The 13,327-nt window shown below is 46.8% G+C and carries 19 protein-coding genes; 15 read left to right on the top strand and 4 right to left on the bottom strand.

Annotation, left to right across the window (positions count from 1 at the left end; translation table 11 throughout):
- Genes TA_RS06475 through TA_RS06420 form a run of 12 tightly spaced genes read left to right on the top strand, consistent with a single transcriptional unit; the run spans position 1 to position 8,120 of the window.
- The gene (locus TA_RS06475; protein WP_010901661.1) at positions 1-393 is read left to right on the top strand and encodes a 50S ribosomal protein L32e; all 393 of its coding nucleotides are present in this window, start codon (positions 1-3) and stop codon (positions 391-393) included.
- Positions 394-398: 5 nt separating this feature from the next.
- Entirely contained in the window at positions 399-848 is a 450-nt protein-coding gene (locus tag TA_RS06470; protein ID WP_010901660.1) for a 50S ribosomal protein L19e, read from the top strand.
- Between the two features lie 5 nt (positions 849-853).
- Positions 854-1,336, top strand: a complete 483-nt coding sequence (locus TA_RS06465) for a 50S ribosomal protein L18 (RefSeq protein WP_010901659.1) — start codon at positions 854-856, stop codon at positions 1,334-1,336.
- Positions 1,333-1,998: a 30S ribosomal protein S5 gene (locus TA_RS06460; RefSeq protein ID WP_010901658.1), complete on the top strand. Its 666-nt coding sequence runs from the start codon at positions 1,333-1,335 to the stop codon at positions 1,996-1,998. The genes TA_RS06465 and TA_RS06460 overlap by 4 nt, the downstream gene beginning before the upstream one ends.
- Complete coding sequence (locus TA_RS06455; RefSeq protein ID WP_010901657.1) at positions 1,976-2,473, top strand: 50S ribosomal protein L30; 498 nt, start codon at positions 1,976-1,978, stop codon at positions 2,471-2,473. The genes TA_RS06460 and TA_RS06455 overlap by 23 nt, the downstream gene beginning before the upstream one ends.
- The gene (locus TA_RS06450; RefSeq protein WP_010901656.1) at positions 2,454-2,888 is read left to right on the top strand and encodes an uL15m family ribosomal protein; all 435 of its coding nucleotides are present in this window, start codon (positions 2,454-2,456) and stop codon (positions 2,886-2,888) included. The genes TA_RS06455 and TA_RS06450 overlap by 20 nt, the downstream gene beginning before the upstream one ends.
- Complete coding sequence (gene secY / locus TA_RS06445; RefSeq protein ID WP_010901655.1) at positions 2,869-4,629, top strand: preprotein translocase subunit SecY; 1,761 nt, start codon at positions 2,869-2,871, stop codon at positions 4,627-4,629. Before TA_RS06450 ends, secY begins: the two co-directional genes overlap by 20 nt.
- Positions 4,630-5,181: an adenylate kinase gene (locus tag TA_RS06440; protein ID WP_010901654.1), complete on the top strand. Its 552-nt coding sequence runs from the start codon at positions 4,630-4,632 to the stop codon at positions 5,179-5,181. It abuts the gene before it with no gap.
- Positions 5,174-5,863 (top strand): DUF106 domain-containing protein, encoded by a 690-nt coding sequence (locus TA_RS06435; protein WP_156778539.1) that lies wholly within the window; start codon positions 5,174-5,176, stop codon positions 5,861-5,863. The genes TA_RS06440 and TA_RS06435 overlap by 8 nt, the downstream gene beginning before the upstream one ends.
- 13 nt (positions 5,864-5,876) lie before the next feature.
- A complete protein-coding gene (cmk, locus tag TA_RS06430; RefSeq protein WP_010901652.1) occupies positions 5,877-6,443 on the top strand; it encodes a (d)CMP kinase in 567 nt (188 codons plus the stop codon).
- 47 nt (positions 6,444-6,490) lie between these two features.
- On the top strand, positions 6,491-7,588 hold the full coding sequence (locus tag TA_RS06425) for an RNA-guided pseudouridylation complex pseudouridine synthase subunit Cbf5 (RefSeq protein ID WP_010901651.1): 1,098 nt from the start codon (positions 6,491-6,493) through the stop codon (positions 7,586-7,588).
- Positions 7,548-8,120, top strand: coding sequence for an NOP5/NOP56 family protein (locus tag TA_RS06420; RefSeq protein ID WP_241761826.1), 573 nt, complete (start codon positions 7,548-7,550; stop codon positions 8,118-8,120). Before TA_RS06425 ends, TA_RS06420 begins: the two co-directional genes overlap by 41 nt.
- Here TA_RS06420 and purF read toward each other — a convergent pair whose 3' ends face one another.
- From purF to TA_RS06410, 3 genes are read right to left on the bottom strand one after another with little or no spacing between them, the layout of a single operon-like run.
- The gene (purF, locus tag TA_RS06415; RefSeq protein WP_010901649.1) at positions 8,121-9,545 is read right to left on the bottom strand and encodes an amidophosphoribosyltransferase; all 1,425 of its coding nucleotides are present in this window, start codon (positions 9,543-9,545) and stop codon (positions 8,121-8,123) included. It abuts the gene before it with no gap.
- Positions 9,493-9,657, bottom strand: coding sequence for a 50S ribosomal protein L37e (locus tag TA_RS08030; RefSeq protein ID WP_010901648.1), 165 nt, complete (start codon positions 9,655-9,657; stop codon positions 9,493-9,495). The genes purF and TA_RS08030 overlap by 53 nt, the downstream gene beginning before the upstream one ends.
- Positions 9,654-9,905: an LSm family protein gene (locus tag TA_RS06410; RefSeq protein WP_010901647.1), complete on the bottom strand. Its 252-nt coding sequence runs from the start codon at positions 9,903-9,905 to the stop codon at positions 9,654-9,656. Before TA_RS06410 ends, TA_RS08030 begins: the two co-directional genes overlap by 4 nt.
- A gap of 247 nt (positions 9,906-10,152) precedes the next feature.
- Here TA_RS06410 and TA_RS06405 point away from each other — a divergent pair, with 247 nt between their 5' ends.
- On the top strand, positions 10,153-10,986 hold the full coding sequence (locus tag TA_RS06405) for an SDR family oxidoreductase (protein ID WP_156778538.1): 834 nt from the start codon (positions 10,153-10,155) through the stop codon (positions 10,984-10,986).
- A gap of 24 nt (positions 10,987-11,010) precedes the next feature.
- On the opposite strand, the gene TA_RS06400 is transcribed toward TA_RS06405, so the two are convergent.
- Positions 11,011-11,469 (bottom strand): DUF1940 domain-containing protein, encoded by a 459-nt coding sequence (locus TA_RS06400; RefSeq protein WP_010901645.1) that lies wholly within the window; start codon positions 11,467-11,469, stop codon positions 11,011-11,013.
- A gap of 95 nt (positions 11,470-11,564) precedes the next feature.
- Between TA_RS06400 and TA_RS06395 the strand changes: the two genes are divergently transcribed.
- Both TA_RS06395 and TA_RS06390 read left to right on the top strand, forming a co-directional pair.
- Positions 11,565-12,464, top strand: a complete 900-nt coding sequence (locus tag TA_RS06395; RefSeq protein WP_048162038.1) for a selenocysteine-specific translation elongation factor — start codon at positions 11,565-11,567, stop codon at positions 12,462-12,464.
- A gap of 118 nt (positions 12,465-12,582) precedes the next feature.
- Positions 12,583-13,293, top strand: a complete 711-nt coding sequence (locus tag TA_RS06390; protein ID WP_010901643.1) for a hypothetical protein — start codon at positions 12,583-12,585, stop codon at positions 13,291-13,293.
- Positions 13,294-13,327 lie beyond the last annotated feature (34 nt).

Raw genomic sequence — 13,327 nt, 5'->3', positions numbered from 1 at the left:
ATGAACAGATTGCTTGATGAAAACCAGCGCAGGTTGCTCAAGATCAAGAACGTTATGGCTAGGAAGAGGGTAGAATTCCACCGCCAGGAATGGTTCAGGTACAAGAAGCTCGGAGATGCCTGGAGAAAGCCCAGAGGGAAGCATTCCAAGTTGAGGGAACACCTCGCCAGGAGACCGCCAGTTGTCGATGCCGGTTTCAGATCCCCATCGGCGGTAAGAGGCATGCATCCGTCAGGATACTACGAGGTTCTTATCCACAATGTAAATGAGCTTGAATCCGTAGATCCAAGATTTCAGGCAGTGAGAATAGCATCCAGCGTAGGATCCCGTAAGCGGCAGGAGATCATAAAGAGATCCGAAGAGCTCAACCTCAAGGTGCTCAATGGAAGGTGAAATCGATGCGTTCGGACAGTGTTAAAAGGATCGTTGCTGACATCAAGGGCGTCGGTACATCCAGGGTATACATAGACACGAACAAGGTAGATCGTGTCATGGAGGCCGCCACCAGGCAGGATGTGATAGCCCTGATGAAACAGGACGTTATAAAGATAAAGCAGAAGAAGGGCATATCAAATGGAAGGCTAAAGAAGAGAATAAAGCAGCTCTCCAAGGACAGGAGGCGCGGTCCAGGATCACTAAGGGGAACAAAGTATGCAAGATATCCGCGCAAGGATCGCTGGATAGATACTATTAGGGCTCTCAGGGATGAGCTCAGGACCCTTAAGAGCGAAGGTAAGATAACGAAGGAAACATATAGGAAGTACTATAGATTCATAAAGAGCGGATCAATAAGGTCAAGATCGCAGCTCCTGTCTCATCTGAAGAGTGCAGGTTTGGTGGGTGAGTGATATCCATGGTGTTCAAGAGAAAGGAGGCTGGAATTACAGATTACTCGAAGAGGCTCAAACTATTGAAATCAAGAGAAAAAAGGTTCATAGTTAGAATAACGGGAAAGGGCGTCATAGCCCAGGTGGCAGAGTATTCAGACATCGGCGACAGGATACTCTTCACAGTTACTGACAAAACACTGGCCAAATACGGCGTAGATCTCAGAGGGAACAACATACAGGTTTGTTACCTTGTCGGTTACATAGCCGGAATTGAATCTGAAAAGAACGGAGTGGAGAGCGCGGTGCTGGATACCGGCAGAAGAAAGTTCAGGAAGGGTGGAAGGATCGCTGCGTGCCTAAAGGGATTCACAGACGCAGGTATCGAGGTGCCACACGGTGAGGATGTGTTTCCAGATAAGAAGCGGATTGATGGAAAACACCTCAAATCTCCAGTTAAGATTTCGGAGATAGTTAAGAACTTTAAGAAGATGGAGGAAAAAGCATGAGTGAAGAATGGGTTCCAAAGACGCAGCTGGGCAAGCTTGTTGCCTCAGGTCAGATAAAAACTATGGGAGAAGCCCTAAGAAGCAAGTTACCTCTCAAGGAGTACGAAATAGTTGATTACCTTCTCCCCAATCTGAAGGACGAGGTCATCGACATAAAGAGAGCCCAGAGGATGACAGACTCTGGAAGGAGGATGACCTATTCAATAACCGTTGTCGTGGGAAACGGTGACGGATACGTTGGTCTCGGCATAGGACGTTCCAAGGAAGCCGCTCCGGCAATAAGAAAGGCTCTGATAAACGCTAAGCTGAATATAATGGAGATAAGAAGGGGCTGTGGTTCCTGGGAATGCGGATGTGGCAGGGCACACACTCTGCCTTTCCTAGTACAGGGTAAGTCAGGTTCGGTAAGGATAACCCTGAAGCCCGCGCCGAGGGGTGTCGGTCTTGCCGTTGGAGATGTTGCCAGAACGATACTCAGCATAGCCGGTATTGAGGATGCATGGGGATTTGCAGCAGGACACACGAAGACAACGGTGAACTACGCGCTCGCGGTCTACAATGCATTGAAAGAGACGTCGAAAGTGAGGATAAATCCGGGTATAGTACTGTCTACACCTATATATTCGGGGAGTGTTGTAAATGTTAGCGGTCATAAGGATTAGGGGTAGAACTGGCATCAAGGAGGATATAGCTGACACTGCGCACCTTATGAGGCTTAACAGGATCAACCATCTGGTGCTGCTCAACGAGAACGAAGTGGTGAAGGGCATGCTCCAGAAGGTCAAAGATTACGTAACATGGGGTGAGATAGATCTAGACACTCTGGAGCTGCTCCTGAAGAACAGGCTTCTGTTCAGGGGTAGAAAGCATCTCACAGAGGAGGAGCTGAAGGAGAAGACGGGCTTTACATCATACAGGGATCTGGCACAGGCGCTCATCGACGGAAAGATAAAGCCATCTGAGATCGCTGACGCTGTCCCTGTCATAAGGCTAAATCCTCCAAAGGGCGGATATGAAGCTATCAGAAAGTCATACAGGAGTGGCGGTTCCTCTGGATACAGGGGATCTGACATAAACCAGCTGATCAGAAGGATGATCATATCAGGGGTGGATCTGAATGGTAAGAGAGAGAACTAAAAAGCTTCGCGGTGGCCATTACGGCCGCGGATTCAAGGCCGGCAGAGGCAAGGGCAAGAAAGGTGGAAGCGGAAATGCCGGCATGGGAAAGCACAAGTGGATATGGATGGTGAAATATGACCCGCTGCACTTTGGCGGAAAGGGTTTCACCAGCCATCACATCTCGCAGGTTGAAGTGCCTATCAACCTAGGCGACGTCGAATACATGTACGAGAGCCTGAAGAGGGACGGCTTCGTGAGGGAGGAGAACGGAGAGATAATAGTGGATCTCAGGGCAGCAGGCTATGATAAGCTGCTCGGCAATGGAAACTTTACGGTAAAGTCAACGATCATCATTGATAAGGCAACCGAAAAAGCAATAAGTAAGCTTTCAGCTATAGGTTCGAAGATCGAAAATGACGGAAGCTCAGCGTAATAATTCAGTTGTCTTTCCCCTCATAATAGTCTATGCGATCTTGATGATCGCATTCTGGTACTTCAGCCACTTTGGATACGTTAAACTCGCCATAGCCGGCGTAATAATAGCACCGCTATTTTACATAATTTATTTGGTTGCAAGTTATAAAGGGCCAAAGAAGAGCAAGCTGTACGGTCTCGAGGATCTGACAGCGAAGCTTCCGGCTGTAAAAAAGGCAAAGGGTCATATAGAGTTCAAGTACAAGATGATGTGGACTGCGCTCATCGTGGTACTGTACTTTGCACTGAGCAACATATATATATACGGCCTTAACACCGCACAGACCATAGATGTCTTTGCATCATTCAGGGAGATCTTTGCAGGGGCATCCGGTTCACTCATGGATCTTGGTATTGGCCCAATCGTTACAGCCAGTATAGTGATGCAGCTGTTTGTTGGCGCGAAGATATTCAACCTTGACCTTCAGAATGCCGAGGATAAGGCCATATATCAGGGAGTTCAGAAGCTCCTGGTAATAATAATGATATTCGTGGAGGCGATACCACAGGCCTTTGGCTACCTGGTTCCTGATACCAAGGTAGTCAACTCGATAAACGCCGTCTTCCCTGGATATGGGGAGTTCCTAGCACAAACCATAATAATACTTCAGCTCTTCTTCGGTTCCTACCTCGTGTTTCTAATGGATGAGGTCGTTTCAAAGTATGGGATCGGATCCGGAATATCTCTTTTCATAGCTGCAGATGTTTCAGAACAGCTTTTCATAGGTGCTTTCAACTGGCAGGCACTGAATAATGCTTTGACCTACTCGCTTACTAATCCACCAGCAGGTGCGTTTCCAAAGATGTTTTACATAATAATGCACTCATCCTCATCATACCTGCTCACAAACGGCGTTGTCCAAATACTGTTCTCACCTCCAAATCCAATGATAGCTGTTCTTGGAACGCTATTGATATTCTTCCTTGTTGCTTATTTCCAGAGCAGCAAGATAGAGCTCCCAATATCGCACGAAAGGGTCAGAGGTGCAAGGGGGCGCTATCCCCTGCAGCTTCTGTACGCATCTAACATACCGGTTATACTTGCTACGGCGCTCCTTGCCAACGTTTCGATGTGGACGCTGCTTTTCTGGAGCAGCCCTGTGCTCAGCAAGGTGCCGATACTTGGTCACAATCCTCTCCTTGGTTCGTATCCAACGACTGCTCAGGCAACGGCACTCAATATTTCGGCTACAACACCTACTGGAGGTCTCGCATATTACCTATTCTCTCCAAACGGCCTATCAGACTGGCTCTTCCCCATACTGCAGCCATCCGGATATCAGAATATATTGCTGGGTCACACGCCATTGCAGGAGGCTATACACATAATAGTGTTTACAGCCTTCATGGTTGGTTTCAGCGTACTCTTCGCCATATTCTGGATTGAGACCACCAATATGGGGGCATCCGCTGTTGCCAAGCAGATACAGGCAAGCGGTATGCAGATACCAGGCTTCAGGAGGGATCCGAGGGTCATGGAACGTGTCCTCAAGAAATACATACCTGCCATAACCATATTCAGCGGTGCCGTGGTGGGCCTGCTTGCGGCGGGCGCCAACCTCATCGGAACAGTTGGAGACACCAGCGGAACAGGTCTGCTTCTTGCTGTCGGGATAATAATACAGTTCTACGAGGCAATGGGAAGAGAGCAGCTAATGGAGATGCATCCTGTTATAAGGCAGTTCTTCGTGGGTGGTTGAATGCGGTCAGTCATAACCGGGGTTGCAGGTGTGGGCAAAACCACTGTATTGGACATAGTGAGCAAGGAGACCGGCATAAAGATAGTGAACTATGGCACGCTGATGTTTGATCTGGCAAAAAAGCGGGGCCTTGTGGAAAACAGGGATCAGATGCGAAAGCTTTCGAGGGATATACAGATAGATCTGCAGAAGAACGCTGCTACGGAGATAGGTAGGATGGAAGACGTCATCGTGGACACGCATATGTCCATAAAGACGCCGTTCGGTTACCTCCCCGGCCTTCCGGAATGGGTTCTGCGCGAGATAAATGCGTCTGCATTCATAATAATCGAAGCAGATCCGGAGCTGATCCTGAGGCGTAGGCAGAACGACCCGACCAGGGCAAGGGATGAGGATTCAGTCGAAAGCATAAGAGAGCACCAGGAAATCAATAGGGCTTTTGCAGCGGCCTATTCAATCTTCAGCGGCGCAACGGTCAAGATCATAACCAACGAGGAGGGAAAACCAGATAAGGCAGCACATGATATCATAAAGGTGATTGCAGTTGACTGAACAGTATCCCAAGGAACAGCAGGAAGCTATGAAGAAGATGATGACCTTCCAGATGATATATATGGTGGTCATGCTGGGATCGCTGTTCCTTGTCATAACTCCATCTTCCAGGGATGCAGTTGGAAGGTTACTCAATTTCGCGCTGATCCCTTCCATTGGATTTGGTTATAGGTATCCTGTTCTCACGATCATATTGACCGGTGTTATAATAGGTATTATACTGTCAATTCCAAGGTATTTCTTCACCGACTGGGTCAAAATGGGCAAGATGCAGAATACAATGAAGGCCTTCAATGATGCCATAAGGGAAGCCTACAGAGAACGCGATATGAAGAAGATAAACAAACTCAACAGCATGAGGATGCAGATGTCGATGGATCAGTATCAGCTCTCCATGAACACTATGAAGCCGCTCATGGTTATCAGCGTTGTCACAATACTGTTTTACGCCTGGCTCTTCGTGTTTGTAGGAAACCTGCCATATAACTACGTTGCATTTCCATGGGATTACAACATAAATATAACGACAGCCCACTTCTGGATAATGCCATACTGGATATTCATGTACTTCCTCACCGAACTTGTTGTTTCTTACTTTGTAACCATGGTCATGAAGTACATCGACTTCAGCTTCAAGCTGAGGAAGCTCAGCAGGATGTCTGTTTCAAAGGCAACTGACTGAACAGGGAACTGCGATGAGGATAACGATAGCCGGAAAGATCGGCAGTGGCAAGTCAACTGTCAGTTCAGAACTGTCAAGGATAACAGGATATACCGTATACTCCTCCGGTACATTTTTCAGGGAAACCGCCAGGAAGATGAATATGAGTATAGAGGACTTCAACGTATATTCCGAATCGCATCCAGAGGCAGATTATTATACGGATGAAACGCAGAAGGCGTTTATGCAGGCCAACGACAACATAATAGTAGAGGGACGGCTTGCCGGCTGGATATCGTACCTGAATGGAATAAACGCATTCAGGATCTTTCTCTATGCAACGTATTACACCAGGCTCGTAAGGTTCGCTGGAAGGGAAAATATTGATATCGATAGTGCAAGAGATCTCATGGAAAAGCGTGAAAAATCGGAGAAGGAAAGGTACAGGAAGCTGTATGGGATCGACGTAGACGATCTTTCCATATACGATATTGTCGTAAATACAGAGTTCATGAAGCCACCGGAGATAGCGGTGTATATCGCCAACAGGATCGATGAAATGTCAAGAAAGGATATTTTTACACCGAGAATACTGCGGTGAACGCCATCTCAATTTAAATATGGATATGAAATACGCAGGCGATACACTTGGATTTCTCCAATATCAATGGTTTCGTAGTGCTTGACAAGCCTCAGGGCCCAACCAGCCACCAGGTTGATCACTGGGTTAGGGAGATCCTAGGCATAGAGAAGGTGGCGCACATCGGTACGCTTGACCCAAACGTGACCGGAGTCCTGACTATGGCCATAGGCAAGGCCGTCCGCCTTGTGGATGTTGTGCACGAGAGTCCAAAGGAATATGTTGGTGTTATGCGGTTTTACGAAGACATAACCGAAGAAGAGGTCAGGTACTATTTCAAAAAATTCACAGGAAGGATATATCAGCTGCCACCCGTGAGAAGCGCAGTGGCTAGAAGCCTCAGGATCAAGACGGTGTATTCGCTTGATCTCCTGGAGAAGAAAGACAGGCTAGTGCTGTTTCACGTCAAATGCGAATCTGGAACTTATATACGCACGCTTTGCACGGATATCGGATACGTATCCGGAAAGGGTGGGCAGATGGTGGATCTGAGGAGGACTTCAACCGGTCCATTCTCCGAGGATAGGTGCATAACACTGCAGGATTTCGCGGCTATGGTAGAACTGGCCAGGAAGGGCGAGGATAAGCTGCTCAGGGACCACATACTCGATATGACCTACGCCTTCAAGGACTATCCGAAGATCGTGGTCAAGAGGAGCGCCATGAGGAATATAGCACATGGATCGGATCTGTATGCCGGGGGAATCAAGATAATTGACGGAAAGTTCAGGAAGGGTGAACGCGTAGCCGTCATCTCCGAGGACAACGATCTGGTGGGAACTGGCATAGCCATGTGCAGCTCTGATAACATCTTTATGAAGGTAGTGGATTTCGATCATATATTCCTGGAGGCTGATGATGGAAAGGATAATGTGGTACGGATCGGGAAAGAGGCTGTTCAAAAATCTGGATCAGGATTACATAAGGATATTCAAAGATCTGAGGGAAGGAAGGATACCAGAACTGGATGGTATGGGAGAGATACCGGACCTGAGAAAACTGCTGATAGAGTATGGAAAGGAAAGAATAAGGGAAGAGTTTACCCCCGATCAGGCGCTGATAAAGGTGGCGGCGGTAAGGAACGCCATGGACGAGATCATCAATAAATACTATGAGAAGTGCCTTCCATTTTCGATACCATATGGAATAAGCCAGTCCGGCGATCCATGTCAGTTCTTCAGGAACGGTTTGTCTTTTCCAGATATTTCTGCGATATTCAGGAAGGGCACAGAGATGTGCGACTTCAGATCGCAGATGGATGATGCAATACGAACGAGAATAAAGGAGATCATGCCAAACACCGCGGATCTTGTTGGCCCCAAACTGGCAATGGATCTCCTGGAAAGATCAAGGGGGCTTCGAAGGTTGGCGCTGATGCCTGCCAGCTCCATCCAGATGCTCGGAGCCGAAAAGGCACTGTTCCAGTCACTCGGCCAGGGGAAGAAGAACCCAAAGTACGGAGTGATATTCAAATTTCCGGGTCTCTCTGCATTGAACCCGAAGGCAAGAGGGAGGATAGCGAGGATAATAGCCAACAAGGTAGCCATAACGGCAAGGGCGGATCTCCTCGGCACGCATGTCGATTCAAGATCCATGCGTGAGGACATAGAAGAGAAGATAAGGAAAGTTAAAAAATAATCAATACTGCGTGATCTTCTCCGCAAGTTTTTTCGATATGTCTATGGGATAGGTGCCGGTCAGACATCCAAGACACAGATTATTCTCATCAAGGCCAATGGCTTCCTTGAGGCCATCTATGGAGAGGAATGCCAGCGAATCAGCTCCTATCTCGCTGTTTATCTCTGCATCCGTTTTTCCGCGTGCTATGAACTGATCCTTTGTCTTCATATCCACGCCGAAATAGCAAGGTGCAATTATGTGTGGCGAACCTATGCGAACATGAACCTCCTTCGCACCATACTTTCTCATCATGCTCACGATGAATCGCATGGTGTTTCCCCTTACGATGCTATCATCGACCAGCACAATCCTCTTACCAGATATGACTTCCCTGACGGGGTTCAGCTTCAGCCTGATCGCGGCCTTTCTGTCGCTTTGTGTAGGCATTATGAAAGTTCTTTCGGAATACCTGTTCTTCATCAAGCCTTCGGTGTAGGGTATGCCTGACTGCATCGAGAACCCGATGGCCTGCGATCTACCGGAATCGGGGACAGGTATGACCATGTCGGCCTCCACGGGGCTCTCCTTGGCAAGCATCATGCCCATTTTGACCCTGGCCATATACACATTTATGCCATCTATGGTGCTGTCAGGCCTTGAGAAGTATACGTATTCAAACATACAGTGTGCGGTCTTCTCTCCTTCGTGAAGTGCTATGGTCTTCAGGCCGTCATCTGTCAGTTCAACGACCTCGCCGGGTTCAACATTCCTTATGATCGTCCCATCAAGTGCATCTATGGCACAGCTTTCACTGGCTATTATGTATCCATCCGCATTCTTTCCTACGATGAGGGGCCTTATTCCGTTTGGGTCCCTCATGGCGAAGAGCCTGTCATTTATGCCCACTGCGCAGGCATAGGCCCCCCTGAGGGTGTTCATAGACACCTCAAAACCTTTTTTCAGGCCGTACTTTGAAATGTTTCTTGAAAGCTCTGCGAGCAGTACCTCGGTGTCTGAATCACTCTGAAAATTTACGCCTTCCTTCTTCATCTCCTCCTTCAGCTCATCCGCGTTGACGATTTCGCCGTTATGGGAAAGAGAGATGAATCCAACCTGGGAATTTATAACGAATGGACCAGCATCGATAACGTCCTTGGAACCGGCTGTAGAATAACGGGTATGGCCAACCCCGACCTTGCCCTTTATGCTATCCGTTGCAGGATTGAAAACGTCGGTTACAAGGCCACGACCCTTCTTCAGGACAGTTTTTCTGCCATCAAAAACAGCCATACCGGCTGATTCTTGACCTCTGTGCTGCAGTGTACGCAGTGCGGTTATTATGGGCTCATAGGCGTTGATCCTACCCTTAAAGCCCACAACAGCACAGTCTTCACTTGGCTTTTGCCCATCTATAGGATCTGATCCTGGGGGCAGGGAATCCACAGTGAGAGCACCTCTTCGTCCTTACATTATATGTGTGATGACCACACCTTCTGCATCTTATGTGCGTTTTCTTATTGTTTATCTTACCCATTACGGCTGTTCCATTACTCATGAACCATCACCCTTAGATGGAGAGACGAATATGACGTTATCGCCCCTCACCAGAACACGATCATACACGCCCTTGTTCTCCCCATTTATGATTTCGCTGGCGTTCTGCAGCACGATGTTCATGTAAACATCGTAGCCTTCAAGTATCCCTGAATACTCCCTGTTTCCCTTAACATCTATCAACACGTTTCTGGATAGCGCTGATTTCAGTACATCCATTGGCTTAACATTAGCTGGTGTTTTAGGCATTGCAGTTCGGCATTGAATTGTTAGTTTATATATAACGTTATTCGTTTTGCGGCCAGCATAAACAATAGTTTCGCCCTGAACCGGTTCCGCCAACGTAAAGGTAGATACGTTTAAAAACGTGGAATGCAGGGTTCTTCATCCTTCTTCATCATAGAGTCTTGAAAACACTCCGATGGTATTTAGCCAGCCAGACCAATATTTCTTATCAGCTACGTCAGTTTTTAATAGATTGAAAAAATACAAGCATGTGAAGGTCATAGTTTTCGGTGGTTCGGGGTTTCTTGGGAGCCATCTGGTCAACCGACTGGATGCGGATGAGATGGTATACTTTTCACTAGAAAAAGGAAATTCGGTTACAAGGAAGGACGCAAAATGGGTATCCGGCGATGTAACTGATTATTCCAAAGTTGCAGAGGCCATGAAGGACGTGGACGTTGCCATATTTGCCGTGGAGGACTGGAACGCCGATGAGAAGAGGAATCGTGAAATCCTGCTCGATGGCATAAAGAACGTGGTCAATGCGGTGAAGGCGAATAACACGGAACAGAAGGTGGTTTCATTCTCAATAATAAACCATCCTTCATATCCGCTCGAGTTCTTCAGAACGAAGAGGCTCGTTGAGGATAACACGCGTGTCCTCAAGAACGGGCTTGTCGTGAGGCTTTCGTTCCTTTTCGGAGAGGGCGATCATTTCACAGACAGGTTCAGAAAACTCTCAGAGAGAGTTGGGCATCTTTCTCCTGAAGGGAATCTGGCACCGGTTTACGTGGATGATGTGGTTAAGGTGGTAAATTCCATACTCAAACGTGAAGGTGTCTACGATATCTGCAGCAATGATAATCTGCCGCTTATAAAAATAGTCAACTACATAAGGAAAATGAATGGAAAAAAGGAGATAGGCGAGACAAAGCTGGAGAAGGCCATTTCAGCTGTTGTTGAAACCGGTCTGTTTGCGGAATACGAAGCACATCTGCTATTTCAGGACTATTACAGGGAAACGAACATTCTAGACAGGTATGTAAAAGATCCACTTTCATACCTTGATTTCCTGCGGGGCATATCGGTCACACACACGACCTGATATAGAATATTTTTTATTGAAAAATTATAACCTTACCTCTCCTAGCGATTCCCGGAGAATTACGTAGCCCGCCTTCAAGAGCTTTGATATCATTTCTTCTTTCACTATCTCCTTGAATTCCTCAGTTTCCTTCATCCTGTATGACCAATAAACTGCGCTGTCAACCGCGCTTCTAGCGAGGAACATGTACAGAGACCAGCGGTTTCCGTTGTTTGCCTTCTCCTTTATATCATACCAGTCCTCCTCAGTGAAGTTTAGCCTTTTTTCCTGAAAATCGTTCAATTTTGATTCTGGATCGCTGAGCGAATTGTATACCGTATCAATGATGTCCAGGATTTCCCTGGTCTCCCTGACCTTTATCCCTTCGGATATGGCAAGGCCTAGATAGGCCTCTGCCGCTTCAATCTCACTCCTAAACTTAAAATAGACATGATCAGCTGGAAGTTCAGAGTCCGTCACTGGACAGTACCTTTTAATATCCATAGGATCCTGGATTTAATTTCAAATAACGATTAAAACATTTGTTAGCTGTCGCTATTAAAAGGATATTTTAATCTAAACATATGGCATGCGGTCGTATGTATCATTTCAACGTATTCGCCTATGGGGTGGAGGAAATACTCCGTGAAGTATCAAAGAAGGGTACTGAGAGCGATATAAGGCTCTATAACAGGAAGGAAGAGGATGGAGTCATGACGTTTATAGAACCGATAAAGTATCCAGATAAGGTATCGTCGCTTACGGATTCCATCTATCCAACCGATCTCTTCATAATAAACGGCGAAAATCTTGACAAGTACTTCGCCGAAACTGTTATCGCACTGGATCTCTTCGGAAAGACTAGGGGGATCATTGTTGCGAGCGAGGACAAGCAGAGCACCATCAGGAAGCTCTTGAAGGATACAAACATACAGCCAGAATTTTTTTCTGGAAGGCCAATGGAGATAATAGACAGGATAAAGGCATTCAAGATCGAGAGAAACGAACAGGATACACTGGTGGTTATTGATCACTATTTCAAGGTGAAGAGTGTGGGTACGGTTATCCTTGGCTTTGTACTCTCTGGAAAGATTAGGAAGCATCAGGATCTGTATCTGTCTGGCATCAACAGGGAGGTGCAGGTGAGATCCATACAAGTAAACGACGTTGATTTTGATGAAGCCGAAGCGGGTACTAGAGTTGGAGTTGCACTCAAGAATGTGGAGGTCGAGGAACTCTCAAGGGGAATGTTCCTTGCAGAAAAACCATTCGAATATACGAATCAGGTGAAGGATAGTGTTGTATTCCACAAATCACTCAAAGGGAGAGATACTATGTCCGATCCTTACATATCAGATCTCATGAACTTTGTCAAGTGCAATCCTGAGGGGGACGCCTACACTACTAGATTCAAGCTTCCACTCCTGAAGGATAGCTTTGTGATGGCAGATCAGAATGGATTCCCGAGGGTCGTTGGATACAGCAAAGTGAAGAGATGACGGGCTTGAAATAAGCGTATTTCGTACTTATTTCAGCAATATTTTCCACTAATCCTATGACCTAAAATATTAGCTTTCACGATTAAATAGCGAAATATCATTTTAACAGCGATAACAGATGGATGATAAAGTATTCTATGCATTGGTGACAGCGGTTGTTGTAATAGGCGGCATAGGCATAGGTGTGGCCTACTCTTACACAACGAGCCATCCTGTATCTGCCCCGGCCACAGGCCCATACTATTTGACCCTTGTCATAACGCCGTCAAATCCGTACATATACAACTCCACATACGAGCACAATCAGCCATCGTATTTCATACTGGCAGCCAACAACACGCTTGAATCAGCAGCGAACATAGTATTGCCTGCGCACAGGGAGATAGTGCTGACCATAATAGACTACGATTCCGGACCAACACCCAACATAGGAAATACGAGTACGTCAAACACCACTATATTCACCAAGGTTATTGGGACGGTGGGCGGAGTCGAGTACCAGTACAACAGCACCATCCCGTTGTCAAAGTACAGCAACAACGTCACAACCCTCCAGAAGCCCAAAGTCATAAGTCAGATCAACTGGTATGGTAACTCCAGCTGGGGATACAATATAACACATACATTCACAATAATAAACAGCGGTCAGATCCTGGTCAACATACCAACCTGGGGCGGCAGCACTACGCTGGCATACCTGTATCTGAACAACACGGGCACGTATACCTGGCAGTGTTATGTTCCGTGCGGCCTCAGTGAGGTTAACGGAGGCTGGAGCGGAGCGATGACAACCGTTGGCTGGATGACAGGCACCGTTGTAGTAGATTAAGCATGGATAAAAGAATTAATTTTATTTTTCAAAT

It is taken from the genome of Thermoplasma acidophilum DSM 1728, assembly GCF_000195915.1.
GTDB lineage: Archaea > Thermoplasmatota > Thermoplasmata > Thermoplasmatales > Thermoplasmataceae > Thermoplasma > Thermoplasma acidophilum.
This window is presented reverse-complemented; position numbering and strand designations above follow the sequence as displayed.